Origin of the sequence: Methylorubrum podarium (assembly GCF_040270385.1) — a bacterium.
Classification (GTDB): Bacteria; Pseudomonadota; Alphaproteobacteria; order Rhizobiales; family Beijerinckiaceae; genus Methylobacterium; species Methylobacterium podarium.
The window spans coordinates 179,558-205,410 of sequence record NZ_JBELQE010000085.1 but is presented as its reverse complement, the minus strand read 5'-3'; the positions used below and the strand labels follow the sequence as shown (position 1 = coordinate 205,410).

18 protein-coding genes are annotated in these 25,853 nt (G+C 72.0%); 2 read left to right on the top strand and 16 right to left on the bottom strand.

Features of this window, described 5'->3' with window-relative positions:
- Nucleotides 1-82: 82 nt before the first annotated feature.
- The 5 genes from ABS772_RS16830 to ABS772_RS16810 all read right to left on the bottom strand — a co-directional run bounded on the left by ABS772_RS16830 (nucleotide 83) and on the right by ABS772_RS16810 (nucleotide 9,328).
- Complete coding sequence (locus tag ABS772_RS16830; RefSeq protein ID WP_350395954.1) at nucleotides 83-2,623, bottom strand: condensation domain-containing protein; 2,541 nt, start codon at nucleotides 2,621-2,623, stop codon at nucleotides 83-85.
- A gap of 11 nt (nucleotides 2,624-2,634) precedes the next feature.
- On the bottom strand, nucleotides 2,635-6,126 hold the full coding sequence (locus ABS772_RS16825) for a non-ribosomal peptide synthetase (RefSeq protein WP_350395953.1): 3,492 nt from the start codon (nucleotides 6,124-6,126) through the stop codon (nucleotides 2,635-2,637).
- A gap of 352 nt (nucleotides 6,127-6,478) precedes the next feature.
- On the bottom strand, nucleotides 6,479-7,729 hold the full coding sequence (locus ABS772_RS16820; RefSeq protein WP_350395952.1) for a hypothetical protein: 1,251 nt from the start codon (nucleotides 7,727-7,729) through the stop codon (nucleotides 6,479-6,481).
- 91 nt (nucleotides 7,730-7,820) lie between these two features.
- Nucleotides 7,821-8,351, bottom strand: coding sequence for a SixA phosphatase family protein (locus ABS772_RS16815; RefSeq protein WP_350395951.1), 531 nt, complete (start codon nucleotides 8,349-8,351; stop codon nucleotides 7,821-7,823).
- Nucleotides 8,348-9,328, bottom strand: a complete 981-nt coding sequence (locus ABS772_RS16810) for an aldo/keto reductase (RefSeq protein ID WP_350395950.1) — start codon at nucleotides 9,326-9,328, stop codon at nucleotides 8,348-8,350. Before ABS772_RS16810 ends, ABS772_RS16815 begins: the two co-directional genes overlap by 4 nt.
- A 204-nt stretch (nucleotides 9,329-9,532) precedes the next feature.
- Between ABS772_RS16810 and ABS772_RS16805 the strand changes: the two genes are divergently transcribed.
- Complete coding sequence (locus ABS772_RS16805; protein WP_350395949.1) at nucleotides 9,533-10,513, top strand: catalase family peroxidase; 981 nt, start codon at nucleotides 9,533-9,535, stop codon at nucleotides 10,511-10,513.
- 20 nt (nucleotides 10,514-10,533) lie between these two features.
- On the opposite strand, the gene ABS772_RS16800 is transcribed toward ABS772_RS16805, so the two are convergent.
- The 3 genes from ABS772_RS16800 to ABS772_RS16790 all read right to left on the bottom strand — a co-directional run bounded on the left by ABS772_RS16800 (nucleotide 10,534) and on the right by ABS772_RS16790 (nucleotide 13,378).
- Complete coding sequence (locus ABS772_RS16800; protein WP_350395948.1) at nucleotides 10,534-11,385, bottom strand: AAA family ATPase; 852 nt, start codon at nucleotides 11,383-11,385, stop codon at nucleotides 10,534-10,536.
- A gap of 92 nt (nucleotides 11,386-11,477) precedes the next feature.
- A complete protein-coding gene (locus ABS772_RS16795) occupies nucleotides 11,478-12,131 on the bottom strand; it encodes a glycoside hydrolase family 25 domain-containing protein (protein ID WP_350395947.1) in 654 nt (217 codons plus the stop codon).
- A 23-nt stretch (nucleotides 12,132-12,154) separates the two neighbouring features.
- The gene (locus ABS772_RS16790) at nucleotides 12,155-13,378 is read right to left on the bottom strand and encodes an ATPase (protein WP_238253860.1); all 1,224 of its coding nucleotides are present in this window, start codon (nucleotides 13,376-13,378) and stop codon (nucleotides 12,155-12,157) included.
- A 302-nt stretch (nucleotides 13,379-13,680) separates the two neighbouring features.
- Between ABS772_RS16790 and ABS772_RS16785 the strand changes: the two genes are divergently transcribed.
- Nucleotides 13,681-15,585, top strand: coding sequence for a cation:proton antiporter domain-containing protein (locus ABS772_RS16785; RefSeq protein ID WP_350395946.1), 1,905 nt, complete (start codon nucleotides 13,681-13,683; stop codon nucleotides 15,583-15,585).
- Nucleotides 15,586-15,642: 57 nt separating this feature from the next.
- On the opposite strand, the gene ABS772_RS16780 is transcribed toward ABS772_RS16785, so the two are convergent.
- The 8 genes from ABS772_RS16780 to rsmH all read right to left on the bottom strand — a co-directional run bounded on the left by ABS772_RS16780 (nucleotide 15,643) and on the right by rsmH (nucleotide 25,459).
- Nucleotides 15,643-16,278: a LysE family translocator gene (locus ABS772_RS16780; RefSeq protein WP_350395945.1), complete on the bottom strand. Its 636-nt coding sequence runs from the start codon at nucleotides 16,276-16,278 to the stop codon at nucleotides 15,643-15,645.
- 146 nt (nucleotides 16,279-16,424) lie between these two features.
- Entirely contained in the window at nucleotides 16,425-17,801 is a 1,377-nt protein-coding gene (gene murD / locus ABS772_RS16775; RefSeq protein WP_350395944.1) for a UDP-N-acetylmuramoyl-L-alanine--D-glutamate ligase, read from the bottom strand.
- A 61-nt stretch (nucleotides 17,802-17,862) separates the two neighbouring features.
- Nucleotides 17,863-18,945, bottom strand: coding sequence for a phospho-N-acetylmuramoyl-pentapeptide-transferase (mraY, locus tag ABS772_RS16770; protein WP_238257989.1), 1,083 nt, complete (start codon nucleotides 18,943-18,945; stop codon nucleotides 17,863-17,865).
- A 104-nt stretch (nucleotides 18,946-19,049) separates the two neighbouring features.
- Nucleotides 19,050-20,525, bottom strand: coding sequence for a UDP-N-acetylmuramoylalanyl-D-glutamyl-2,6-diaminopimelate--D-alanyl-D-alanine ligase (locus ABS772_RS16765; protein WP_350395943.1), 1,476 nt, complete (start codon nucleotides 20,523-20,525; stop codon nucleotides 19,050-19,052).
- Nucleotides 20,522-21,985 carry a UDP-N-acetylmuramoyl-L-alanyl-D-glutamate--2,6-diaminopimelate ligase gene (locus ABS772_RS16760; protein ID WP_350395942.1) on the bottom strand — a complete coding sequence of 488 codons (1,464 nt, stop codon included), beginning with the start codon at nucleotides 21,983-21,985 and terminating at the stop codon, nucleotides 20,522-20,524. The genes ABS772_RS16765 and ABS772_RS16760 overlap by 4 nt, the downstream gene beginning before the upstream one ends.
- Nucleotides 21,986-22,042: 57 nt before the next feature.
- The gene (locus tag ABS772_RS16755; RefSeq protein WP_350395941.1) at nucleotides 22,043-23,842 is read right to left on the bottom strand and encodes a peptidoglycan D,D-transpeptidase FtsI family protein; all 1,800 of its coding nucleotides are present in this window, start codon (nucleotides 23,840-23,842) and stop codon (nucleotides 22,043-22,045) included.
- Nucleotides 23,843-23,975: 133 nt separating this feature from the next.
- Nucleotides 23,976-24,407 (bottom strand): cell division protein FtsL, encoded by a 432-nt coding sequence (ftsL, locus tag ABS772_RS16750; RefSeq protein ID WP_350395940.1) that lies wholly within the window; start codon nucleotides 24,405-24,407, stop codon nucleotides 23,976-23,978.
- On the bottom strand, nucleotides 24,404-25,459 hold the full coding sequence (gene rsmH / locus ABS772_RS16745) for a 16S rRNA (cytosine(1402)-N(4))-methyltransferase RsmH (RefSeq protein ID WP_350395939.1): 1,056 nt from the start codon (nucleotides 25,457-25,459) through the stop codon (nucleotides 24,404-24,406). The genes ftsL and rsmH overlap by 4 nt, the downstream gene beginning before the upstream one ends.
- Nucleotides 25,460-25,853: the final 394 nt, after the last annotated feature.

The window sequence follows — 25,853 nt, the reverse complement described above, 5'->3', positions numbered from 1 at the left end:
CATTTGTTGGCTATTCGTTAACCAAAGCTACTCACGGCGATGGGCGGAATGCAAGCGGCGCGTCGTCCTGCAACGGCCGGCATCACCGCAAGGCCATCAGGCTGATCTTGGCGGCCATCACCCGGCACCCGGCGGTGGAGAAGGCGCCTTCGTGGCCGAAGCCCGGGACGCTGACGGTCTCGCCGTTCTCGGCGAAGGCGCGCCAGCCCAGCATCGGGTCGAGGGCCGGGCCGACCGGGATGCTCTCGCTGCGCACGATCAGCACAGGCCCGGAATGCGGGCGCGGCTCGTAGGCCAGGGCGAGCGCGTCGAGATCGTCGGTCAGCCGCCAGAACGCCTCCTCCGGATTGGGGGATGCGAGCCCGGCGCGTTGCAGGATGCGTCGCACCCGGCGCCAGGTCCGGCTCGAGCGCAGCCGGAGATGCGCCCGCGAGACGAGGTAGCCAGCGCCCTCACGGCGCAGGTGGCGGAGGAGCGCGGCGAGCCGCCCGCGCCGGTAGGCGGACACGGCCCGGCCCCGCTCGCGCGGCGGGAGGCGCCGGAAATAGCCGGGCTCCCAGCAATCGATCAGGACGACGAGGGCGACGTCGCGGCCCGCCTCCGCGAATTGCCGGGCGATCTCGAAGGCGAGGACGCCGGAGCGGCAGAACCCGACGAGGCGGATCGGCCCCCGCGGCTGCGCGGCCTCGATGGCGTCGCGGTAGGCGCTCGCGAGGCGCTCCAGCGTCTCCTCGTGCGGCGGAAGCCGGCTCTCCAGTTGCAGCGTCGCGAAGGGCTGGTCCGCGCCCAGGGCGTCGGCCAGGGGCCGGTAGAGCTCCTGGTCGGCCGCGGCGTGGTGGATCGCGGTGAAGCCGGGCCGTTCCGCGGCCTTCGCCTCCTGGAGCGAGCGGTGCCGCACCCCCGCCGTCGCCTCGCCGGCGAGCAGGGCGCAGAGGCGGGCGACCGTGCCCGCCTCGAAGAAGGACCAGAGCGGAACGGAACGGCCCGTCTCCGCCTCGATCCGGGCGACGACGCGAGCCGCCAGCAGCGAGTGGCCGCCGGAGGCGAAGAAATCGTCGTCGTCGGAGAGGTCCGGGCGGTCCAGCATCTCGCGCCAGATCGCCCGTATCCCGGGCAGAAGGTCGGCGGACCCGCCGCCCGTTTCCGGAGACCCTCCGGTTCGGCGTTCAACGGAGGGGGCGGCCTCCGCGGGGCGATCCGGAGAGGCACCCTCGGAGACTTCCCTCGCCGCACCCCCCGAGGCACCGCTCGCGAAGGGGGCCGGATCCGGCAGGCGCGCGCCGACCGCCGCGCAGGCGGCGCGCTCGAAATCCGCGAGCAGGCCGGCCACGGTCCGCGCCTCGTAGAGGCCGGCATCGTACTCGCAGATCAGGCGCCAGCCCGCTTCGGACGGTGCAAGCTCGAGATCGAGATCGAAGAAGCTGCCGCTCGCGGCAAAGTCGAGATCGACGAGGCGGATCGGGGCGGTCCCCTCGACCGGGGGCCGCGGCGGCCCGGGGGCCGGGCGCAGCCGGATGTTGACCGAGATCAGCGGCGGCCGCAGGCCGTCGCGACTGGGCGCCAGAGCCTGCACCACCCGGTCGAACGGGGCGAGGGCGTGGTCGCAGGCTTCGAGGATCGTCCGCCGCGTCGCCGCGAGCCGCTCGGCGAAGCTCTGCCCCGGCCCGAGAACGGCCCGGAGGACCAGCGTGTTGACGAAGCTGCCGACGACCCCTTCCAACTCGATCTCGTCGCGTCCGAGCACCTGCGTGCCGATGGCGACGTCGCCGCGCCCGGTGCGCGCGCTCAGGAGCCCGAACAGGATCGTGCAGGCGAGGACGAAGGGGGTGGCGCCGTGCTCCCGCGCATAGGCCTCCAGGCGCGACCCGAGCGCGGCGGGAAGCAGGCGGGTCTCGGCGGCGAAGCGGCGCTCGCGGCCGGGGCGGCGGGGATGGTCCGGCGGCAGTTCGAACGGCGTGAGGTCGCGCAGCGACCGCGCCCAGAAAGCGAGGTCGCGCTCCGCTGCTGCGGCGGTCGTTGGCGCGGTCTCCCACTCGGCGAAGTCGGCGTAGTGCAGGGCCGACGGCGCCGGAGCCGGAGCCTGCCCGCGGATCAGCGCGCCGTAGATCGCGACGAATTCCCGTGCCAGCACCACCATCGACCAGCCGTCGCAGACGCTGTGATGGGCGGTGACAAGCAGAAGCGAATCGCCGCGCCCGAGCCGCAGCAGCGTCAGCCGCAGGAGCGGCGCGCGCGCCAGTTCGAACGGCTTCCCGGCTTCCGAATCGGCGATGGTCCGCGCTTCGTCCAGGCGGTCGCCGGGCAGGCCCGAGAGGTCGATCTCGGAGAAGGGCAGCGCGACCGTCGCGGCGATCCGTTGCACCGGCCGCCCGCCCTCCCCGACGATCGAGGTGCGCAGGGCTTCGTGCCGGTCGAGAAGGATGCGGAAGCTGCGGACGAGGATCTCGGCATCGAGCCGCCCGGCGATGCGCCAGCGGGCGGCGACGTGCAGGCTCGGGTCGCCCGGCCGCAACTGGTCGAGGAGCCAGAACCGGGTCTGGCTGTGGGAGCAGCGGGCGGTGAAGGCCTCGCCGCCATGGGCCTCGCCCGCCACGGCGGGCGTCTCCTGGGTGAAATGCCGCATTCCGTCCGCCCTCACGCCTGACCCACCGCGGCGCGCTCGGCATCCGCGGGCCGGGGGCGCCGGATCGGCGCGATCGGTGCGCGCGGGGCATCCGGCGATTCCCCGCCCTCCCCGAGGCGTCCGCGGAGCAGGGCCGCGATCCGGGCGATGGTGCGCTCCTGGAACAGGTCGCCCGCCCCGACCGGGAGGTTCTCCCGCCGGGCTCGCGCGACGATGCGGAACACGCTGAGCGAATCCGCCCCCAGGCCGATCAGGTCGTCGTCCCGCGCGACGGCGGCGAGGCCCAGCACCTCCTGCCAGATCGCCGTCAGCTTGGCCTCGACGCCGTCCTCCGTCATCCGGACCGGCTCCGGCGCGGGCTTGAGGGCAAGCGGTGCCGCCGCCGCCGGCTCCGCGGCCGCATCGGCGGCCAAGCCGTGAGGGCGCGCCTCCGGGGCGGGCAACGCCTTGCGGTCGATCTTGCCGCTCGCCGTCAGCGGCAGTTCCGACAGGCGGACCCATTGCGAGGGGATCATGTAGTCCGGAAGCTCGCGGGCGAGCACGGCGCGCAGGTTTCGCAGGGTCGGGGCCGCCTCGCCCTCCGGTCGCACGAAGTAGCAGACGAGGCGATCCTCGCCCGACGCGTCGGGCCGCAGCACCACGACCGCGTGCAGCCCGGCCTGGCGCAGCAGCACCGCCTCGATCTCGCCCGGTTCGATCCTGTAGCCGCGCAGCTTGATCTGGTGGTCGGCCCGTCCCAGGATCTCGACCCGCCCGTCCGGCCGGAAGCGGGCACGGTCGCCGGTCCGGTAGAGCCGCGCCCCGGCGCATTCCGGCAGGGGGCTCGCGATGAAGCTGCGCTGCGTCAGGTCCGGCCGCCCGAGATAGCCGCGGGCGAGCCCGGCGCCGCCGATCAGCAACTCGCCGGTGACGCCGACCGGCACCGGCCCGCCCTGCCCGTCGAGGATGTAGAGGCTGGTGTTGTCGATCGGCCGCCCGACCGTGACCGTCCCCTCGCCCGGATCGATCCGCGCGGCCGACGACCAGATCGTCGTCTCCGTCGGCCCGTAGAGGTTCCACAACTCGCCGCCGCCCTCGGTGAGGCGCCGGGCGAGATCGAGGGGCAGGGCCTCGCCGCCGCACAGCATCTTGAAGCCCGGGCGGGAGCGGAAGCCCGCCTCCAGCAGGAGCCGCCACGTCATCGGCGTCGCCTGGAGCACGGTGGCCGCGCTCTGTTCGAGCCGGTCGAGGAGCGCGTGGCCGTCGCGCGCCTCCTCGGCGGAGGCGAGCACGATCTCGGCGCCGCGGATCAGCGGCAGCAGCAATTCGAGACCGGCGATGTCGAAGGTCACCGTCGTCACCGCCAGGAGGCGGTCGTCGCGGCCGAGCCCCGGCGTCCGCGCCATCGCGAACAGCAGGTTCGAGAGACCGCGATGGAGCACCTCGACGCCCTTCGGCGCGCCGGTCGTGCTCGACGTGTAGATCAGGTAGGCGGCCCGGTCCGCCGGAACCCGCGGGAAGCGTGCCGGCACCGGCCCGTCGAGCCGGTCGACCTCGATCACCCGCGGGCCGCCCTCCGGCAGGAGCGGGCGGTCGGCCGCGAGGGTAAGCATCGCGCCGATCCCGGCATCGGCGACGATCCCCGCGCGGCGGGCGGACGGCATGGCCGGGTCGAGGGGGACGTAGGGAATGCCAGCGCGGAGGGCGCCGAGCATCGCCGCGACGAGGCCGGGCGAGCGGCGCATGAGGAGGCCGACGCGGGCGCCCTCGGGCAGTGCGCCGCGCTGCAGGGACGCGGCGACGCGGTCGGCCCAGCGGTCGAGGGCGCCGTAAGAAAGGGTCTCGTCGCCGAAGCGGATCGCGATCCGGTCCGGGTGGCGCCGGGCGTGAAGCCGGAAGGCGCGCATCGCCCCGACTTCGAGCGGATGCGCCTTCTCTGTGGCGTTCCACTCGACCAGCATGGTCCGCCGCCCGGCCGCATCAAGCAGCGGGACGCGTCCGACCGGCTGCGCGGGATCCTCGGCGGGATCCTGAGCCAGATGCCCGAGCAAGGTGATGTAGTGCCCGATCCAGCGCTCGATCGTGGCGGCCTCGAACAGGGCGCGGTTGTAGGTGGCGTCGAGGGTCAGGCCGTCCGCCGTCTCGCTGAGGCTGAACGTCAGCTCGAAGGTCGAGAAGCGCTTCGGCGCCGGCGCGAGGTTGCCGTGCAGGCCCGCCCCGAAATCGAGCCCGTCCGTGAAGCGCTGGAGGTTGAACTGCACCTGCGCCAGCGGCGGGCGGGCGGGATCGTGCGGCCGGTCGAGGTGGCGCAGCAGACGCCCGAGGGTGCAGTCGGCCTGGACGGCGGCCTCGGCCAGGGCGGCGCCGGTGCGGGCGAGATGGGCGGCGAAGGGCTCGTCCGGGTCGAGCCGGGCCCGCAGCGGCAGCAGGTCGGCATGGTGCCCGACGAGGCCGGGCTCGCCGAGGCGCGGCTGCCCGGCCACCGGCACGCCGACGACGAGGTCGTCCTGCCCCGAGAGGCGCGCGAGCAGCACCTGGAAGGCGGCGAGGAGCGTGGCGGTCAGCGTCTGCCCCTGCCGGGACGCGAGCCCCTTCAGGGCGGCGACGAGCGGCGGCGGCAGGACGGCGCTGCGCGTGTCGCCGGCGAAGCCGCGCAGCTTCGGCCGCGGATGGTCGGCCGGCAGGTCGAGCGGATCGGGCAGGCGCGCGAAGACGTCGGACCAGTAGGCCAGGGCCCGACCCGCCTCCGACGGCGCACGGCCCTCCGCCCGCGGGGCCGGCGCCAGCCGCTCCGGACCGGCGCGGTAGGCGCTCGCGATCTCCTCGGCCAGGACCGCGAAGGACCAGCCGTCGCAGGCGATGTGGTGGGCCGAGAGGACGAGGACGTGCCGCCGCTCGCCGAGGCGGACGAAGTCGGCCCGCGCCACCGGACCGGCGACGGGGTCGAACGACAGGCCCGCCAGCGCGTGGAGCTGCGCGGAGAGTGCGGCCTCCGGCTCGGCCTCGCGCGACAGGTCGGCCCGGTGCACCGGCACGAACCCTGCGGGATCGACCCGCACCGTCTCGCCGCTCGGGGAGAAGCGACTGCGCAGGGCGCCGTGGCGAGCGATGACCGACCGCACCGCGGACAGGAAGCGACCGGCGTCGAGAGGCCCGTCGAGTCGCAGGGTGACGATCTCGGTCATCGCGGCGTTGGCGTCCGCGCCGAACTGCGCGGCGAGCCAGATCTCCGCCTCGCCGTCGGTGAGGGACCGCGGCGCACCGAGATCGGCCGCCGGCAGGGCCGGAGACGGCCGCGGCTCGGGCCGCGGCGCCCGCTCCGCCGCGAAGGTCCGCGTGAGCGTCCGGAGCTGCTCCTCCACGACCCGGCACACGGCGTCGAGCTGATGCCGGAAGACCTCCTGCAACTCCTCCGGCGTCAGCGTCGCCGGCGGCACGGATTGCCGCCCCTCCCCGGCCGCACCGGGTGCAGCGCTTCGGATCGCCGTCGACTGGAAGACAGCCTCGCCGTCGATGCAGGACATCCCGAATCCTCGTCTGGCCGTGCGGCGCGTCGGCGAGGGCCGGGGCGGATGCACGATCCGCCGGGCATCCCCCACAGGACTCCCGCCGCACCGCCGGGCTCGAACCGGGCGCTCTGCGCGATCGGGCGTCCGATGAGGCACACCTGCCTTCGAGCGACGAGCAGGAGAGTCATCGCGTCGCCGGGAGTGCGCGGGCCGGTCTTGCGGCCGGTTTCCCTCAAGCTCCCGACAGACGATGTCGCGACCATATCAGCGGGACGAAGCCGATCATCTGCCTCCTTGGGAGTAGTGCTTCTCCCCTAACCTTGGTCGCTCCGCGTCGGGACACGGCCGCGCGCCGCGGGGTGAGGGTCTAGAGGGCGGGGTTCGGCCGGGCGTCCGACGAGGCGGTGCCGGAGAGGCGTGCCTCGAGCCGCGCGATCGCCGCGCTCACCAGCGCCTTCGAGGCGTGCAGCGTGCCGAGCTCGACCGAGGACATGGCCAGCATCACCGGCAGAAGGTTGGCGGTCGGCCGGCCGTCGTCGTGGAACAGGCGCAGGTCGTCGTCGGGCTTGAGGCCGACGCTGCCGGCGATCCGCGCGGCGTAGTTGCGGATGCGGGTCTCGTCGTTGGAGCAGACCGGGGCCGGCAGGCTGAGATCCAGCAGGCTGCCCTTCGGCAGCGAGGCCGCGATCGAGGGCAAGGCTGCCGCTTCCGCCGCCAGCCGGTCGGGCGCGAGCAGGGCGGCGGGGTTGGCGGCGCCGGGGGAGGCGGACGAGCGGAACGCGGAAGCCGGCGGCGCGGACGTGGCCGCCGCCATATGCGCGACCTTCGGCGTCGCGGCGGCGTCGCGGGTCGTCCCGGTGATGCCGGTCGCGATGTCGGCGGCCGGCTTCGGAACCGACACGGCCGGTCTCGCCACAACCGGTCTCGCCACGGCACGGGATGCGCGGCCGGGATGTCCGGCGAGCCGCGCCCGGGCCGACCAGGGTTGCACCCGCAAGCCCCCCGCGGCGGAGGGCGCCGCCCGTGCCACCCCGCCCCGCCCGTGCCGCGCGAGGAAGCGGGCGCGCAGCGTGCCGCCGATGCCCTGCGGTGCGACCGTCTTCGAGACCGCACCCGTCGCCCGCCGTGCCGACCGTGCCGCCGGAGCCGCGGCCGGGCGGGGCAGGCCGCACTCCGCGGGCGCCCAGCGGCGGACGATGGCGAGCGCCGAGCGCCGTCCGAAATCGCGCTGGTAGCGGCGAAGGAGCTGCGCCGCCGCATCCGCTCCGTCCGCCGCGGTGGCGAAGCCCGTATGGCCCTCCGCGTCGCCGCCGAGTTCGCCGCTCCAGCCCGCCTGCTTGATGCACCAGTAATTGTTGAGCCGCACGCAGCGGGCGACGAAGCCCGGCTCGCTCGCCGCGTGCCGGACGACGAAGGCGAGCGAGCCCGGCGCGAGGTTCTCGCCGGCCTGATCCCGCCAGTTGGAGACGGCCCGCGCCACCTGGCTGAAGCTCGGCGCGGGCGCGGGTTCCGCCGCCGCCCCGCGGGGAAGGGCCGGCAGGCGCGCCCGCGCGGCGTCGATCGCGGGCTCGATCCGCGGCGCCAGGATCGTCAGGGCGAGGAGCGTTTCGAGGAGCACGCCGGTCTTCCCTCACGCGGTGTCAGCTCGGCCGTTCCAGCAAGGAACGGCGCGGGGCGGCGAAGGGTTCGGCGGGGCTCGCCGAAACCCGTCAATCGTCGTCCATCTCCGCCGCGAGCTGGCGCGGGCGCACGAAGCGGGTGAGGCGCCCGCCGCCCTCGGCGATGGACTCCCAGCCGTCCGCGTCGAACTCCAGCACGGCGAGCGCCGCGGTCGGAAACTTTTCACGCAGATCGTTCCGCAACGCCTTCGGCCCCTCCCCGACGAGCCGCAGGGCGAGATCGCCGAGGCCGGGATTGTGGCCGATCACGAGCAGGCTCGTCGCCTCCGCCGGGGCGGAGCGGATGGCGTCGAGGATGCGCCCGGCCGGCGCCTCGTAGATCGAGGGCACCGTCTCCATCGACGTCTCGGGAAGCTCCTCCCGCACCGCCTCCCAGGTCTCCTGCGTGCGCCGGGCCGGCGAGACCATGGCATGGTCGGGCGTCAGCGACTCGCGGGCGATGTAGGCGCCCATCAGCGGCGCGGCCTCGCGCCCGCGCGGATTGAGCGGCCGGTCGATGTCGCCCACGCCCTGCGGGTAGGCGGATTTGGCGTGGCGCAGGAGGAGCAGGCGGCGCATCATTGGAACCCGACTACGGCATGGGGAACGTAAGCGGCTTCGAGCCGCGCGATTTCGTCCGGCGTCAGCGCGAGGTCGAGGGCGGCGACGGCGTCGTCGAGATGCTGCGGCTTCGAGGCGCCGATGATCGGGGCGGCCACGCCGGGCTTCTGGACGACCCAGGCGAGCGCCACCTGCGCCCGCGGCACGCCGCGGTCCCGCGCCACCTCGGCCACCGCCTCGACCACCTGCCGGTCGGCCTCGACCGTGGCGTCGTAGAGCCGCTTTCCGACGAGATCGCTCTCCTGCCGGGCGCTCCCGGCGTCGAAGTCGCGGGTCAGCCGGCCGCGGGCGAGCGGGCTCCAGGGCAGCAGCGGGATGCCCTGGTCGGCGCAGAGCGGGATCATCTCCCGCTCCTCCTCGCGGTGGAGCAGGTTGAGGTGGTTCTGCATCGTGGAAAACCGCGTCCAGCCGTTGCGGTCGGCGGTGTAGAGCGCCTTGGCGAATTGCCACGCGAACATGGAGGAGGCGCCGATATAGCGGGCCTTGCCGGCCTTCACGACGTCGTGGAGCGCCTCCAGCGTCACCTCGATCGGCGTGGCGTAGTCCCAGCGGTGGATCTGGTAGAGATCGACGTAATCGGTGCCCAGCCGCTTGAGGGAAGCGTCGATCGCGGAAAAAATCGCCTTGCGCGAGAGCCCGCCGGCATTGGGCTGATCGCTGAGGGGATAGTAGACCTTGGTGGCGAGCACGATGGCATCGCGGTCGGCGTAGTCCTTCAGCGCGCGGCCGACGATCTCCTCCGACGTGCCGTCGGAATAGTAGTTGGCGGTGTCGAAGAAGTTGATCCCGAGATCGAGCGCCCGCTTGATCAGCGGCCGGCTCTCCTCTTCCGGCATGGTCCACGGATGCGGCCCCCGCTCCGGCACGCCGTAGGTCATGCAGCCGAGGCAGAGCGGCGAGATGTCGAGGCCGGTGCGGCCGAGTTTCTTCGTCTTCATGGCAGAGCATCACGCGGGTGGGCGACGCGCCCTTACATGGGGCGGCGGCCCGGATCGTCACCGCAGGATCGGGCGCATCGCGATGACGGGCGTCGAAGACCCTATGACGACACCGTGACGGACACCACGCTTGCAAAAAGATTGTGCGCAACTCATGAAGAGGGGCGTCCTGCCCCGCGCGATTCTCGAGCGAGAGAGTGTCCCATGATCCCGCTTCGCATGCTCCTCGGTTGCACCGCCGCGATCGGCGGACTTCTCGGCCCGGCCGCGGCCGAGGAGGCCGATCCCGCCGCCATCGTCGCCGGGCTGTTCGCCGCCGGCGGCAACCATACCGGCGTGCGCGCCAGCGGCGCCAAGGGCGTCTGCCTCAAGGGGGAGTTCACCCCCGCTGCCGGGGCCGCCGCCCTCTCCAAGGCGCCCCATTTCCAGAAGGCGGTGCCGGTGACGGCCCGCTTCTCCATGGGCGGCAGCAACCCGAAGGTCTCGGACAAGGCCAAGCCCGTCACCCGCGGCTTCGCCATGCGGATGAGCGACCCGTCCGGCGACATGGTCTTCGTGGTGATCTCCGCGCCGGTCTTCTCGACGCGCACGCCGGAGCAGCTTCTGGCCGCCCTCCAGGCCCGCGCGCCGGGGCCGGACGGCAAGCCGGATGCCGAGAAGATCAAGGCCTTCGCGGCGGCGAACCCGGAGGCGACGCGGCAGGCGGCCTGGCTCAACGCCCGGCCGGTGCCGGCGAGCTTCGCGGGCGTCGATTACTGGGGCGTCCACGCCTACACGCTCACGAACGCGAAGGGCGAGGCGACGATCGCGCGGTTGAAATTCGTGTCCGCCGACAAGGCCGGCCTCAGCGACGACGAGCTGAGGGCCAAGCCCGACAGCTTCTACGCCGACGAGCTGAAGGAGCGCCTGGGCCGCGGACCGGCCCGCTTCGACCTCGTCGCGATCCTGGCCGAGCCGGGTGACCCGACGGGCGATTCGACCGCCCAGTGGCCGGAGGAGCAGCGGAAGACCGAGGCGCTCGGCACGCTCGCGATCACGGCGATCGAGCCGGACGCCACCTGCGACGCGCGGACCTTCGACCCGGTGGTGGAACTGCCGGAGGGCATCGCCGGCCCGGCCGACGACCCGATGTTCGCGATCCGCTCGCCCGCCTACGCGGTCTCGCTCTCGCGCCGGACGAACTGACCGGCGGCGGACGGGGCGGTTCAGCCGCCCCGCCCCTCCCGGCGCATCATGAAGGCGAGCTTCTCGAACAGGCTCACGTCCTGCTCGTTCTTCAGCAGTGCCCCGTGCAGCGGCGGGATCAGCTTACGGCCATCCCGCTCGCGCAGGGTCTCCGGGGCGACGTCCTCGGCGACGAGGAGCTTGAGCCAGTCGAGCAGTTCCGAGGTCGAGGGCTTCTTCCTGAGGCCCGGCACCTCGCGGGTTTCGAGGAACACCCGCAACGCCTCCTCGACGAGGCGGTGCTTGATGCCCGGATAATGCACCTCGACGATGGCCTTCAGCGTCTCGGCGTCGGGGAACCGGATGTAGTGGAAGAAGCAGCGGCGCAGGAAGGCGTCCGGCAGCTCCTTCTCGTTGTTCGAGGTGATGATGACGATCGGGCGGTTTTCCGCGCGGATCGTCTCGCCGGTCTCGTAGACGTGGAACTCCATCCGGTCGAGTTCGGTCAGCAGGTCGTTGGGGAACTCGATGTCGGCCTTGTCGATCTCGTCGATGAGCAGCACCGGCCGGGCCGGGGCGGTGAACGCCTCCCACAGCTTGCCGCGGCGGATGTAGTTCGAAATGTCCGAGACCCGCGGGTCGCCGAGCTGGGAGTCGCGCAGTCGCGAGACCGCGTCGTACTCGTAGAGGCCCTGCTGCGCCTTCGTTGTCGATTTGATGTTCCAGGTCAGCAGCGGCGCGTTCAAGCCCCGGGCGATCTCCTCGGCCAGCACCGTCTTGCCGGTGCCGGGCTCGCCCTTCACCAGAAGCGGGCGCTCGAGCACGATCGCGGCGTTGACCGCCGTGGTGAGGTCGGGCGGCGCGACGTAGGACTCGGTTCCGGTGAAGCGCATGGGGCCTCGCGTCGGGGAGGGATTTGGGCCGGACTAACCCGACGCGAAGTGTCTCGGCAACAGGTCGGAGAGGCAGCTCCGGTGCCTTCCGCCTACAGCGTCTTCCCGTCATGCCACACGCAGTTGGTGGCCAGGATTCCCAGGTTCACGTCCGACTTCTGCGGCTGCGGCAGGGTCTTGCCGTCCATGGCGAGGTCGATCTTGATCTCGACCTGGCCCTTCGACTCGTTCGAGCGGCGGGAGAAGTAGCAATATTGCTGGAACGGCCGCTCCTCGTTGGCCTTGAAGTTCCAGCCCGTCACGATCTGCCCGTCGAGATAGGGCACCTGCTTGAACACCGTGAAGGTCGTGTTCACCGGGGCCTGCGAGGCCGGGGCCGCGTCGGTGCCGAGCTGCGCCTTGGTCGGCGTCGGGACGGCGTTGGCCTTCTGGGCCGGTAGAGCCTCGATCTTCAGGGTGTTGTCGGTCAGCGTGACCTCGCCCTTGGTCTTGAGGGTCACGTCGGCGAGGGCCGTCTGCATCGCCCTGGCGATCTTTTCCGCCGCCGAGTCGAACTGGTTCATGTAGGCGTAGCCGTAGCAGGCGGCGCCGATCCCGATCCCGGCGAGCGCCGAGAAGGCGCCGGCCCCGATCGACCGCAGCAGGAAGGCGCGGGCGAAGTGCATCCGCGCCTCCGCCCGCAGGCGGCCGTTGACGTGTTGCGCGAGCACGATGTTCTCGTGCGTGCCCTCGGTGTGGATGCTCATGGCCGGGCGCTCGACTTATGAACTTACGCGGTCACGCCGGTCGGGGCGTTGCCGGAGGTGTTGGCGGGCGGCGGGGGCGGCGGTACCACCGGGGCCGTGCGCCGCTCCAGCGGGATCACCGAGGCGTCGCGCGTCACCGGTCTCGGCTGGGCCAGCGCCATCTCCTGGCGCACGCCCTCGGCGATGGAGGCGAGTAGGTAGGGCGTGGCCTCCGGGTTCACGGCGGCGCCGAGGTCGTCCTCGTCCATGAAGGTCTTGCGCACCGAGACCGCCGAGAGCGCCAGGATCGTCGAGGCGAAGGCGGCGCAGAGCGCGGGCACGAACACGAAGATGCGCAGGAAGGCGTGGACCTGCGCGTCGCTCACGTCGATCGGATCGACGCCGTAGACCATGGCGGTGAAGGAGTGGAGCTGCGAGCGGTTGACCGAATTGCGGTAGGCCTGCTCGGCATCGGCGACCTTGCGGTCGGCGGCGCCCCGGTCGAGGAGGCCCCGCGCCTTGCGCGCCTCCTCCAGCTCCTTGACGATGGCGCTGCGGTCGGCGCCCGCCTTCGACACCGCGGCGTTGAGGGTCGCCGTGCGCGGGTCGGTGACGCATTTCAGGTTGGAGTAGCGCACGCCCCGGCTGTTGGTGCCGTAGACGCGCTCGCAGCGCTGCGCCGGAAGGCCGGCGAGCTGCGAGGAATTCTCGGCCGAGCGCCGCTCGATCTGCTCCAGCTCGGTCGTGTACTGCTCGACGCGGGCATTGGCGGCCGCGATGCGCGTGTCGATGCTGTCGCGGTCGGCCTGCGCGTCCTTGAGCGCGGTCTTGGCCTTGGCCGCATCCATCAGGCGCGGATGGAACATCATCTCGCCGAGCTGCGACACCGACTTGGTGGTCACGCCCGCGGCGAAGACGATGCCGATGATCGCCAAGCCCTTCACGAACCACGAGCGCTGCGTGCGCGCCAGGATGCCGAGCGGCACGCGGCACAGCTCCACGGCGGCGTAGACCAGCGGCGCGAGCAGCATGAAGTAGAACGCCCGGTCGTCGCCGTCGCTGTAATAGCCCGCGAACAGCCACGCGCCGGCGAGCGAGGCGCCGATCACCATGAACTCGACGAGATAGGCGATGGCGACGTAGCCCCACTTGATGCGGTAGCCGCGCTCGATGTCGCGCTCGTGCTTCCAGCGCTGCTGGTCGAGCACCCAGTCGCGCCGCTCGCGCTGCACGTCCCGGTTCGGAGGCTGTCTGCGGAGGAAATTCATGCGCTTCTTGGACTGCTGCGGGCCTCCGGAGGCGGCGGACCCGCCACCTCCTAACATCGCGTTACCCGAGCGTAAGCGCGTATTGTGCCGAAGTTGTGCCGGCCAAGGCGATGAGCGGTGGATGGCGGGGGAGCGTGTTCGCCCGGGCCGAGGCCGGGACGCGAAAACCGTCGGCGGGCCACGGAAAACGGTTGCTCCGCCACCGGCTCGCCGACCATGATGCGGCCGGACCCTCCCGCGGCATCGACGCTGCAGGGCGCCGGACCGCCCTCCTCCTTTTCAGGTGTCAGCGTACAGCCCCGATGACCGACCCCGTGCAGGCCGGAACCCAGATCGCCGCGCAAGCGGGCGCGCAGACGGGTGCATTTGCTGGCGGCTACCGGGAGGCGATCCTCTTCCTCGTCACCGCCGGCATCGTCGTGCCGCTGTTCCACCGGCTGCGGATCAGCCCGGTGCTCGGCTTCATCGGCGCGGGCGCGCTGCTCGGGCCGTTCGGCCTCGGGCGCTTCGCCGACGCGCATCCGTGGCTTGCCCCCTTCACCATCGGCAACCGGTCGGAGATCGCGCATCTCGCCGAATTCGGCGTCATCTTCCTGATGTTCATGATCGGGATCGAGCTGTCCTGGGAACGCCTGCGGGTGCTGCGCCGGCTCGTCTTCGGCCTCGGCGCGATCCAGGTGGCGGCCTCCGCCGCCGTGATCGCCGCGATCCTCGTCGCGCTCGCCCAGCCGGTGGCCGGGGCGGTGCTGGTGGGGCTGGCGCTCGCCCTCTCCTCCACCGCGGTGGTGCTGCCGGTGCTCGCCGAGCAGAAGCGGCTCGGCACCCCGGCCGGGCGCACGAGCTTCGCGATCCTGCTGTTCCAGGATCTGGCGGTGGCCCCGATCCTGTTCGCCATCGCCGTGCTCGGCCGGAAGGACGGCGGCGATCTCGGCGGCGCGCTCGCCCTGGCGCTCGGTCAGGCGGCGGTCGCCCTGGTGGTGATCGTGGTGGCCGGCCGCTTGGCGCTTCGCCCGCTGTTCCAGCTCGTGGCGCGCACCCGCTCGCCCGAACTGTTCATGGCGGCCTGCCTGCTCGTCATCGTGGCGACGGCGCTGGTCGCGGCGGGCAGCGGCCTGTCGATGACGCTGGGCGCTTTCGTTGCCGGGCTGCTTCTCGCCGAGACGGAGTATCGCCGGGCGATCGAGGCGACGATCGACCCGTTCAAGGGCCTGTTGCTCGGCGTGTTCTTCGTCTCGGTCGGCATGAACCTCGATCCGGCCCAGCTCGTCGCCGCACCGGGCGCGATCCTCGGCCTGTCGCTGGCGCTGCTCCTGATCAAGGGCGCCGTGGTGCTGGCGGGGGCCCGCATCATGGGGATCTCCCGCGCGGTCGCCCTGGAGACGGCGCTGCTGATCGGCCCCGGCGGCGAGTTCGCCTTCGTGCTGATCGGCGGCGCCATGGTCGCCGGTCTCGTGCCGGAGCCGGTGGGCGGGGCCGCCCTCATCGTCACCACCGTGACCATGATCGCGATCCCCGGCCTCGCGGCGATCGGCCGGCGGATCGGCAGGCGGGTATCCAGGGAGCAACTCGGCCGGGCGCGGGCCGAGCCGGTGCCGGACCCGCAGCAGAACCGGGTGATCGTCGCGGGCTACGGCCGGGTCGGGCGGCTCGTCGGCGAGATGCTCAAGCGCCACGCCATCCCCTATATCGGGCTCGATTCCGATCCCGCCCGCGTCGCCGAGCAGCGCCGGCTCGGCAGCCCGGTCTATTTCGGCGATTCCGCCAACACCGAGATGCTGCGCCGCTGCGACATCGCCACGGCCCGCGCCCTCGTGGTGACCCTCGACAACCCCCGCGCGGTGGAGGCGGTGGTCCAGGCCGCCCGCGCCGAGCGGCCAGACCTCACCATCGTCGCCCGCGCCCGCGACGCGCGCCACGCCACGCAGCTCTACGAGATGGGCGTCGACGACGCGGTGCCGGAGACGATCGAGGCCTCGCTCCAGCTCTCGGAGGCGGTGCTGGTCGATGTCGGCGTGCCGATGGGCCACGTCATCGCCTCGATCCACGAGCGGCGCGACGAGTTCCGCACCATGCTGAAGCGGAAGGAGGCGGAGACCCGGCCGGCCTTCCGCGCCCGCCGTACCGTCGGCAAAGGGAGGGAACCTGCGCCCGAGGCCAAACCCGCCGAGCCGCCGGCCGAGAAACGGCCGGTGGGCAAGAGCGCCTGACGGAGCGCTCGCCGAGGCGCCGCGATCAGGCCGGTGACGGGTCCGGCGCGGACCGGCCTATACGGTCCGCGCCTGGAAGAGCGCCAGTCCGAACCCGATGAACACGGTGCCGCTGATCCGATTGAACAGGCGCTTCCAGCGCGGGCGCTGGATGTGGCGCGCCAGCGAATGGCCGCCGAAGGCGTAGACGGCGTACCAGCCCAGTTCGATCACTCCGAAGGTTGCCAGCAGGATCCCGTATTGCGGAGCCTGCGGCGCGGCATTGTCGACGAACTGCGGCAGGAACGCCGTCGCGAACAGCAGCAGCTTCGGGTTCGTGATGCCGATCAGGAACCCGTCCCGGTACAGCTTCCAGAGGGGAAGCGGGTTCCCCCGGTCAGGCGCGCCTTCGGCGAGAACGAGGGGAGCCGGGTCCTCCCGCCAGGCCCTCACGCCGAGATAGACGAGATAGGCGATGCCGAGATAGCGCAGGACTTCGAACACGGCGGGAAGTGCCGTCAGGACGGCCGCCAGCCCGATCGCCGAGAGCAGCAGGGCGAGAAGGATCGCCGACAGGCAGCCGAGCATCGTCGGTATCGAGCGTCGAAAGCCGACCTCCGTGCTCCGCTTCATGACGTGGAGCATGTTCGGCCCCGGGGTCCCGGAGAGCACGAAGACGGCGACGACGAAGAGCCACCACGTTTGCAAGGTCATCCGGCGGCACCTCGTTGCGGCTGCAGGCCGTGTTTGGGGGGCCTGGCCACCGCACGCGTCTTAACGGCGGGCCAGAAGGACGCCAACGGCCCGGTGATCGCGTCCCAATCGGATCGCCGTCGCGTCCGACCGGTCGGGTTCGGGCCTCAAGCCTCGGCCTGCCCAGGCAGCGCGGCGACCAGCGCGCGAAATCGGTCGCCGCGGACCTCGAAGTTCGGGAACTGGTCGTAGGAGGCGCAGGCCGGCGACAGCAGCACGACGGGGGATTCCGTGCCGGCCGCGCCGGCGGCCTGGGCCGCCGCCTCGGTCGCGGCCTCCAGCGTGCCGCAGCGGGTGAAGGGCACGCGTCCCTCCAGGGTCGCGGCGAAGGCGTCGCTCGACGCGCCGATCAGGTAGGCGTGGGCGACGCGGTCGAACAGCGGCGCAAGCGGCTCGATGCCGCCCTCCTTCGCCTTGCCGCCGACGATCCAGTGGATGTCGCGGAAGGCCAGCAGCGCCTTCTCGGTGGAATCGGCGTTGGTCGCCTTGGAATCGTTGACGAACAGCGTCTTGCCGATCCGGCGCAGGGGCTCCATCCGGTGGGCGAGGCCGGGGAAGCTCCTGAGGCCCGCCGCGATCTCCTCGCCGGTGAGGCCGAGCCGGATCGCGGCGGCGACCGCGGCGGCGGCGTTCTGGAGGTTGTGGTCGCCGAGCAGCGATGGGATGCCGGAGACCTCCGCGATCACGGCGCCGTCCGGTCCGCGCACCGTGCCGGCGCTGCAGACGTAGTCGCCCGCCGCGTCGCCGTGGCCCTCGACGTGGAGGCGGATGCGCTCCCCCGCCCGGCGTCCGGCGATGGCCGCGCAGTAGGCGTCGTCGACGCCGATCACCGCGAGGTCCGCGCCCATGACCAGCCGCTCCTTGATCGCGGCGTAGTTCTCCATGGTGCCGTGACGGTCGAGATGGTCCGGCGTCAGGTTGAGCAGGATGCCGACGCCGGGCTTGAGCGAGGGCGTCAGGTCGATCTGGAACGAGGACAGCTCGACCACGTGGACGCGGTTTGCCGCGGGCGGCTCGAGCGACAGGATCGCGGTGCCGATATTGCCGCCCATCTGCACGTCGCGGCCGGCATGGCGCAGCAGGTGCGCCGTGAGCGCGGTGGTGGTGGACTTGCCGTTGGTGCCGGTGATGGCGACGAAGGGCGCGTCCGGCGCCAGCGCCGCGCGCTCGCGGCAGAAGATCTCGATGTCGCCGATGATCGGGATGCCGGCCGCCTGCGCCAGCCCCACGGTCCAGTGCGGCTCGGGATGGGTCAGCGGCACGCCGGGCGCCAGCACCAGGGCGGTGAAGCCCGACCAGTCGGCCTCGTTGAGGTCGGTGACGGTGATGCCCTGCTCGCGGGCGCGGTCGCGGCTGCCCGCGTTGTCGTCCCAGGCCAGCACGTCGGCGCCGCCGGCGAGCAGCGAGCGGACGGTGGCGAGTCCGGACCCGCCGAGGCCGAACAGGGCGACCTTCCGGCCGGCGAAGGTGGTGGCTGGCGTCATGGATCTGTCTCTCGTGCCTTGCCGCTCACGTTGCCGCTCGATTTGCCGCTCGCTCGGCCGCTCAGCGCAGCTTCAGCGTGGCCAGCCCGATCAGCGCCAGGATGACGGCGATGATCCAGAACCGGATCACGACCTGCGGCTCCTTCCAGCCCTTCTGCTCGAAATGGTGGTGGATCGGCGCCATGCGGAAGACGCGCTTGCCGGTCAGCTTGAACGACAGCACCTGGATGATCACCGACATGATCTCCAGCACGAACAGGCCGCCGACGATGGCGAGCACGATCTCGTGCTTGGCCGCCACCGCGATCGAGCCGAGCAGGCCGCCGAGCGCCAGCGAGCCGGTATCGCCCATGAAGATCTGCGCGGGCGGCGCGTTGAACCAGAGGAAGCCGAGACCCGCCCCGATCACCGCGCCGCAGACCACGGCGAGCTCGCCGGTGTCGCGCACGTAGTTCACCTGCAGGTAGCTGGAATAGATGACGTTGCCGACGAGGTAGGCGATCACGCCGAAGGTGGCGCAGGCGATCATCACCGGCACGATGGCGAGGCCGTCGAGCCCGTCGGTGATGTTGACCGCGTTGCCCGCGCCGACGATCACGAAGGCGGCGAACGGCACCCAGAACCAGCCGAGGTTCAGCAGCGCGTCCTTGAAGACGGGGAAGGCGAGCTGGTTCTGCAGGGCGGGCGGCGAGTAGATCGCGATCAGCAGGCAGGCCGCGCCCGCGATCGCGAATTCGAGCAGCAGCCGGAAGCGGCCGGAAAAGCCCTTGTGCGACTGCTTCGTCACCTTGAGGTAGTCGTCGTAGAAGCCGATCGCACCGAAGCCGAGAGTCACGGCGAGCGTCACCCAGACGTAGTGGTTGTGCGGGTTGGTCCAGAGCAGGATCGAGACGACCGCGCCGGCCAGGATCATCAGGCCGCCCATGGTCGGGGTGCCGCGCTTGGTCAGGTGGGTCGCCGGGCCGTCCTCGCGGATCGGCTGGCCCTTGCCCTGGCGCAGGCGCAGCAGCGAGATGATCCAGGGTCCGAACCAGAACACGAAGAAGCCCGCCGTGAACAGCGCGCCGCCGGTGCGGAAGGTGATGTAGCGGAACACGTTGAGGGGCGTGAGCGTGCCGCTCAGTTCCGACAGCAGATAGAGCATGCGTTCGTCCGTCCGCGGCAGGTTCTTTGTCGACACGCCCGGCACGGCGTCGCGCGCGGCCGGAAGGAACGGCCGGGCGCGATGGCTCGGCCGGTGGGGTAAGCTCAGCGGACCGCGTTCAGCGAGGCTTCGCGCGGGTCCGGCGCGACCGCGTAGCGGGCTTTGACCGCTTCGACAATGCGGACCATGCGCATGGAGTTGGAGCCCTTCACCATCACCGCATCGCCCGGCCGCAGGGTCGCGAGGACGGCGTCGGTGACGTCGGCGGCGGTGAGGCCGGCTGCACCCCGCACCGGCATCGGCAGCGCCTCGAACAGGTGCGCCATGAGCGGGCCGACGGCGAAGACGCGATCGATGCCGTTGGCCGCGACCGCATCCGCCAACTCGCGGTGGAGCGTCTCGCCGGCCGCACCGAGCTCCTTCATGTCGCCGAGCACGGCGATGCGCCGGCCCTTGGGCCCGGTCTCGATGCTGGCGAGCGTCGCCAGGGCGGCGCGGATGGAGGCCGGGTTGGCGTTGTAACTCTCGTCGATGAGGAAGGCCTCGGCTTCCCCAGCTCCTTGCTCGATCCGCAGCGCCGTGCGCTCGCCGCGCCCGACCGGCGGCTTCAGGGCCGCCAGCGACAGGGCGGCGCGGGCGAGGTCGGCGCCCAGCGCGTGGATGCAGGCCAGCACGCCGAGCGAGTTCATCGCCACGTGCCGTCCGGGCGTGCCGAGCTGGTAGGTGACGGGGATGCCCATCACCGTGGCGTCGACCACCGAGACATCGGGGCGGGTCAGGATGCGCTGCGCCCGCACATCCGCGGAGGCGTGCTCGCCGAAGGTGATGACGCGCCCGGCCCGCGAGGCGTGGGCATGGGCCAGCAGCCGCTCGTAGTTCGGGTTGTCGCGGTTGATCACCGCGACGCCGCCGGGCTTGAGCCCGGAAAAGATCTCGCCCTTCGCGTCGGCGATCGCCGAGAGCGAGCGGAAATGCTCGATATGGACCGGCTCGACCGTGGTGATCAGCGCCACGTCCGGCCGCACCATCGCGGTGAGCGGCAGGATCTCGGCGCCGTGGTTCATGCCGATCTCGAACACGCCGAAGCGGCTCTCCGCCGGCATCCGCGCGAGCGTCAGCGGCACGCCCCAATGGTTGTTGTAGGAGGCGACGGAGGCATGGGTCGCGCCTTGCGCCGAGAGCACGTGACGCAGGGCCTCCTTGGTGCCGGTCTTGCCGACGGAGCCGGTCACCGCGACGATCGCTGCGCCGGTTCGGGCGCGGGCGGCCAGCCCGAGGCGGCGCATCGCCTCCAGCACCGGGTCGTCGCCCTCCTCCGGCACGGCGAGCACCGGGCCAATCTTTTCGAACTCGCCAGCGCGCGAGGCGGCGACCACGGCGGCGCCCGCACCCTTGTCCAGGGCGGCCGTCACGAAGTCGTGCCCGTCCCGCGCCTCGCCGCGGATGGCGAAGAACAGGTCGCCGGGTTCCAGGCTGCGGGTGTCGATCGAGGCGCCGGCGATCGGGCGCGGTTCGCCGCGCAACGAGCCGCCGGTCGCGGCTTCGAGGGCGGCGGGAGTCCAGAGGGAGGCGTCGGTCATCCGTTCAACTCCGCGATCGCGGCGCGTACCGTGTCGTGATCCGAGAACGGGAGCACGCGTGGCCCCACGATCTGGCCGGTTTCATGACCTTTGCCGGCCACCACCAGCACGTCGCCGGGCTTCAGATCCCGCACGCCCGCGCGGATCGCCTCCGCCCGGTCGCCGATCTCCTCCGCTCCCGGTGCGGCGGCGAGGATCGCGGCGCGGATCGCGGCGGGCTCCTCGTTGCGGGGGTTGTCGTCGGTGACGATCACCCGGTCGGCGAGGCGTTCGGCGATGGCCCCCATGATCGGACGCTTGCCGGCGTCGCGGTTGCCGCCGCAGCCGAACACCACGACGAGGCGCCCGCTGGCGAAGGGGCGGAGCGCCGCCAGCACGTGTTCCAGCGCCTCCGGCTTGTGGGCGTAATCGACGAGGCACAGGCCGCCGTTCGCCTCGCCGATCCGCTCCATGCGTCCCGGCACGCCGGTGAGCCCTTCGAGCGCGGCGAAGACGCCGGCCGGATCGGCCGCGCCGGCGGGGGTCGCCAGGGCGAGGCCCGCCGCGACCAGGGCGTTCTCGACCTGGAAGCCGCCGACGAGCGGCAGGCGCACGCGGTATTCCCGGCCGCCATGGACCAGCGTCAGCGCCTGCGAAAACCCTTCGGTGCCGGCCTCGGTCAGGCGGATGAAGTCGCCGCCGCGCCCCGTCGTCCGGATGGCGTGGCCGGCCGCGTCCGCCGCACCGACGACGCGCTCGGCATAGGCGCCGTCGGCGTTCACGATCGCCGGGCGGCCCTTCGGCAGCAGGGTGGTGAACAGCCGGAGCTTGGCGTCGAGGTAGTCCTCGATGGTCGGGTGATAATCGAGGTGGTCGCGGCCGAGATTGGTGAAGGCGGCGGCCGTCAGCTCGACCCCGTCGAGGCGGCGCTGCTCGATGCCGTGGGAGGAGGCTTCCATGGCGAGATCGGTGATGCCTTCCTCCGCCAGTCGCGCCAGGGTCTGGTGGAGCGTGACGGGATCGGGCGTCGTCAGCGAGCCGTATTCCGCGCCGCGATTGGTGACGATGCCGACGGTGCCGAGGCTCGCGGATTCGCGGCCGAGGCGCGACAGGATCTGGCGCACGAAGTCGGCGACCGAGCTCTTGCCGCTGGTGCCGGTGACCGCCACCACGGTCTCCGGCTGGCGCCCGGACAGGCGGGCGGCGGCGAGCGCAAGCGCCCGGCGGGCTTCCGCCACTGCGATCCAGGCCGTCGCCTCGGGCAGGTCGGCCGGGCGGGCTCCCTCCCCGGCCACGGCGACCGCGCCGGCCGCCGCCGCGGCGGCGGCGAAGAGGCGGCCGTCGGCGGCGGTGCCGGGCACCGCCACGAACACGCCGCCGGGCACGACCCTGCGGCTGTCGGCGGTGAGGCCGGCGACGGGGCGGGCGGCAATCGCCGCATCCGCCTCCGGGAACAGATCGGCGAGCGTCGGCTGGCTCATCGGGAAGAAGCCTCGGAAGAGTCCGTGCGGGTCAGGCCGACCGGGTACAGGAGGCCGTCACTGCCCGTCCACCATGGTCGCGTGGTAGGCGCCGAGCTTCACCATCAGCGGGAACGGCTTCACCGGCGGGTCGAAGCGCGGCGCCAGGCCGAGGATCGGCGCGGCCCGCTCGATGATCTTGCCCGTCACCGTGCCGGAATTGTACGCCGCCGTGGCGTAGCCGCCGGTCTCGGGCAGGCCCTGCGGCTCGTCCATGATCGTCAGGAACAGGTATTTCGGCTTGTCCATGGGGGCCGCGGCCATAAAGGTCGTGAACAGGCGGTTCTTGGCGTAGCGCCCGTTGATGACCTTCTCCGCCGTGCCGGTCTTGCCGCCGACGTAGTAGAGCGGGATCGAGGCCTTCTTGGCCGAGCCCTCGGTGGCGTTGAGGCGCATGATGAAGCGCATCGCCTCGCTCGCCTCCGGCTTGAGCACGTGGCTGGCCTTGGCCCGCGCGGTCGGCTCGTCGGTCTTGAGGAAGGTCGGCGTCATCAGGTCGCCGCCGTTGACGATTGCCGCCACCGCCGCCGCCGCCTGGATCGGCGCCACCGCGATGCCGTGGCCGAAGGCGATGGTGATGGTGTTGATCTCGGCCCAGCGCGGCGGAAGGATCGGTGCGGCCGATTCCGGCAGCTCGGTTCGCATCCGGTCGAGCAGGCCCATCTTCTTGAGGAAGGCGCGGTGGCCGGGCACGCCGACGCCGAGCGCCATCTTGGCCGAACCGATGTTGGAGGAGTGGGTGAACACCTCCGGCATGGTCAGCACCCGGCCGGTGGCATGGTAGTCGTGGATCTTCTGCCGGCCCCAGTGCAGCACGCCGCCGCGGGTGTCGAAGGTCGAGTTCACATTGTACTTGCCGGAATCGAGCGCCATGGCGAGCGTCATCGCCTTGAAGGTCGAGCCCATCTCGTAGACGCCGACATTCATCCGGTTGATGCGGTCGTCCGAGAGCGCGTCCTTCGGCTCGTTCGGGTCGAAATCCGGGTAGGAGGCGAGCGCGACGACCTCGCCCGTCGTCACGTCGAGGATCATCGAGGCGCCGGCCTTCGCCTTGAACTTCTCGACGCCCTTCACGAGCTCGTCGCGCACGGCGAACTGGGCGCGAAGGTCGAGGGAGAGCTGGATCGGCGAGAGGTCGGTCTGCTTGGCGACGAGTCCGAACTCGTTGAGCGCCTTGTTGCCCCGGTTGTCGATGTACTTCTCGATCCCCGCGATGCCGATATTGTCGAGGTTCGTCGCGCCGATGATGTGCGCGGCCGCGACGCCGTTCGGATAGACGCGCTTGTGATCGGGCAGGAAGCCGACGCCCGGAATGCCGAGGCGGTGGACTTCGAGCTGCTGCTTCGGCGTGATCTCGCGCTTGATCCAGACGAAGCCCTTCTTCGACGACAGCTTGGCGCGCAGCTCGGCCGCGTTCAGCTCGGGCAGCACCGCGGTCAGCAGCTCGACCGCCTCGTCGGTGTCGAAGGTGCGCGCCATCCGCTTCGGCTCGGCGAAGACCGAGACGGTGCGGATGTCGGCGGCCAGGATCTCGCCGTTGCGGTCGATGATGTCCGGGCGGATGGTGGTGGTGGCGACGGCCGCCACCCGGTGCTCGTCGCTGGTGCTGGCGGGCGTCGCCGCCATCACGATCAGCCGCACGCCGATCGTGACGAACACCGCCGTGAAGGCGAGGCCGACCAGCGCCACGCGGGCGTGCGAGCGCTCGATCGCGAGGCGGAACATCATCCGGGCGAGCCGGGTCAGCGCCGAGGCCGGCGGCTCGCTCGCCACCACCCGCTCCGGGAGCGGCTCCGGCGCCGCGACCGACGCGGACATCGCCGCATCGTGCGCAGGCGCCTCCAATCCCTCCGGCGCGTGACCGTGCGGGAGGTCTTGCGACGAATCTGGCGTCGGATCTAGCGACGGGTCTCGGGAAGAGTCGCGGAACGAGTCTTGGGACACGGAAACGCTACCTCGAAGCCGTCGGCGGACGGGTGGAGACGGTGCGGCTGGTGACGGAGCCCGTGGTGCGCGGCTCGTCGCGGGCGCTCGACGGCTTGTCCTTGGGCGTGCCGGTCGGGGTCGCCGTGGAGGCCAGGAGCCGGCCGATCTCGTCGCCCCGGTCGGGCCGGTTCGGCAGGTCGGAGAGACGGGCGAGATGCCCGTCGCCGATGGGTTCGAGGCTGAGATGCCGCTCGACCGCCGCCTGGAGCCGGTCGGGCCGGGTCAGGAGCTGCCACTCGGCGCGCAGCACCGCGATGGCCTGCCGCTCCTTGTGCAGGGCGGTCTTCAGCTTGGAGACCTGACCCGCCTGATAGAGCGTGTCGTACTTGATCGAGTAGGCGTAGACCGCCGAGCCGATCAGGCCTACGATCGCCAGCACGTTGAGAAGCCGGATCACCGCCGTGCCCCCCGTCCCTGCGGAGCCGGCAGGCTCGCCAGCGTCTCGATGGCGTTCAACGGCGGCGGCGGCGGCGCATCGGTCCGCTCGCCGGCGCGCAGCTTGGCCGAGCGCGCCCGCGGGTTGACCTCCGTCTCCGCCTCCGAGGGCAGGATCGGCCCCTTGGTCACGAGCCGGAAGCTCTTGGGGGCCGGCCGCTCGACGCCCGGCAGGTGGCGGGAGGCCTGAGCCGCCCGGCCGCTGCGGGCGGAGAAGAACTGCTTCACGATGCGGTCTTCCAGCGAGTGGAACGTCACCACGGCGAGCCGGCCGCCGGGCTTGAGCACCCGCTCGGCGGCGTGCAGGCCGCGCACCAGCTCGCCGAGCTCGTCGTTCACCGCGATCCGCAAGCCCTGGAAGCTGCGGGTCGCCGGATGGATCGGGCTGCCGGGTTCGGGGCGCACCACGCCGGCGATGAGCTCGGCGAGCTGCGCCGTCGTCGTGATGGGAGCGCGGCGGCGCGCCTCGACGATGGCGCGGGCCACCGCCCGCGAGCGGCGCTCCTCGCCGAAATGGTAGAGGATGTCGGCGAGCGTGCCCTCCTCCTCGCCGTTCACGAGGTCGGCCGCGCTCGGGCCGTCGCCGCCCATGCGCATGTCGAGCGGCCCGTCCTGGCGGAACGAGAAGCCGCGATGCGCTTCGTCGAGCTGCATCGAGGACACGCCGATGTCGAGCACGACCCAGTCGGCCTGCGCCTCGTCCTGGTCGGCGATGAGCGTGTCGAGATCGCCGAAGCGGCCCTGCACCAGCCGCAGGCGGCCTCCGGACGCGTCCACGAGAGCGGCGCCGGCCCGGATCGCCGAGGGATCGCGGTCGATGGCGATCACCCGGATCTCGGGCGCGGCGTCGAGGAGCGCGCGGGTGTAGCCGCCGGCACCGAAGGTGCCGTCCACGGCCAGGCCCGGCCGGTCGAGGGCGAGCCCGGCGAGAACCTCGGCGAGGAGAACGGGAATGTGGCGGACGGGCTCGGCCTTCGCGGTTTCGGCTTTCGTCGTGCGCGGCGACCGGCTCATCGGCACCCCTCCGCAGCGATCTCGCGGAATCCGGAAAAGGCTCGGGCGCCATCCGGCGAGGGAGGGGTCATGAGGGCCTGCTGAGTGGGCGGACCGCACCGCGGTCCTGTCGGATGTGGCGACGCCGATCCGCGAGCGGCTCGGGCCACGCGCACGCAGTCCCGCGCGGCAACCTGAGCGAGTGTTGGCCGATCCAGAACAGGGCGTCAACGGGATGGCTCGGGGTAACATGGGCCCTCGAAACGCGTCAACGAACTTGACCGTGCAGGCTGCTGTGATCTGACCGCATCAAGGTTAACCGAGCGTCAATGAGGGCCGCGGTCTCTTGAGGTTGACCAGCGGGCGCACCGGCAACTCATGCTTCCGGCGTCGGACGCGCGAGGCGGGGATCGCC

What these genes read in the sequence shown, in the direction of transcription:
- ABS772_RS16825 (WP_350395953.1), bottom strand. Translation starts at nt 6,126, where the DNA reads ATGTCCTGCATCGACGGCGAGGCTGTCTTCCAGTCGACGGCGATCCGA.
- ABS772_RS16755 (WP_350395941.1), bottom strand. Translation starts at nt 23,842, where the DNA reads ATGTCCGCGTCGGTCGCGGCGCCGGAGCCGCTCCCGGAGCGGGTGGTG.
- ABS772_RS16780 (WP_350395945.1), bottom strand. Translation starts at nt 16,278, where the DNA reads ATGACCTTGCAAACGTGGTGGCTCTTCGTCGTCGCCGTCTTCGTGCTC.
- ABS772_RS16765 (WP_350395943.1), bottom strand. Translation starts at nt 20,525, where the DNA reads ATGACCGACGCCTCCCTCTGGACTCCCGCCGCCCTCGAAGCCGCGACC.
- ABS772_RS16795 (WP_350395947.1), bottom strand. Translation starts at nt 12,131, where the DNA reads ATGAGCATCCACACCGAGGGCACGCACGAGAACATCGTGCTCGCGCAA.
- mraY (WP_238257989.1), bottom strand. Translation starts at nt 18,945, where the DNA reads ATGCTCTATCTGCTGTCGGAACTGAGCGGCACGCTCACGCCCCTCAAC.
- ABS772_RS16760 (WP_350395942.1), bottom strand. Translation starts at nt 21,985, where the DNA reads ATGAGCCAGCCGACGCTCGCCGATCTGTTCCCGGAGGCGGATGCGGCG.
- ABS772_RS16805 (WP_350395949.1), top strand. Translation starts at nt 9,533, where the DNA reads ATGATCCCGCTTCGCATGCTCCTCGGTTGCACCGCCGCGATCGGCGGA.
- murD (WP_350395944.1), bottom strand. Translation starts at nt 17,801, where the DNA reads ATGACGCCAGCCACCACCTTCGCCGGCCGGAAGGTCGCCCTGTTCGGC.
- ABS772_RS16785 (WP_350395946.1), top strand. Translation starts at nt 13,681, where the DNA reads ATGACCGACCCCGTGCAGGCCGGAACCCAGATCGCCGCGCAAGCGGGC.
- rsmH (WP_350395939.1), bottom strand. Translation starts at nt 25,459, where the DNA reads ATGAGCCGGTCGCCGCGCACGACGAAAGCCGAAACCGCGAAGGCCGAG.
- ABS772_RS16810 (WP_350395950.1), bottom strand. Translation starts at nt 9,328, where the DNA reads ATGAAGACGAAGAAACTCGGCCGCACCGGCCTCGACATCTCGCCGCTC.
- ABS772_RS16830 (WP_350395954.1), bottom strand. Translation starts at nt 2,623, where the DNA reads ATGCGGCATTTCACCCAGGAGACGCCCGCCGTGGCGGGCGAGGCCCAT.
- ABS772_RS16800 (WP_350395948.1), bottom strand. Translation starts at nt 11,385, where the DNA reads ATGCGCTTCACCGGAACCGAGTCCTACGTCGCGCCGCCCGACCTCACC.
- ABS772_RS16815 (WP_350395951.1), bottom strand. Translation starts at nt 8,351, where the DNA reads ATGATGCGCCGCCTGCTCCTCCTGCGCCACGCCAAATCCGCCTACCCG.
- ABS772_RS16790 (WP_238253860.1), bottom strand. Translation starts at nt 13,378, where the DNA reads ATGAATTTCCTCCGCAGACAGCCTCCGAACCGGGACGTGCAGCGCGAG.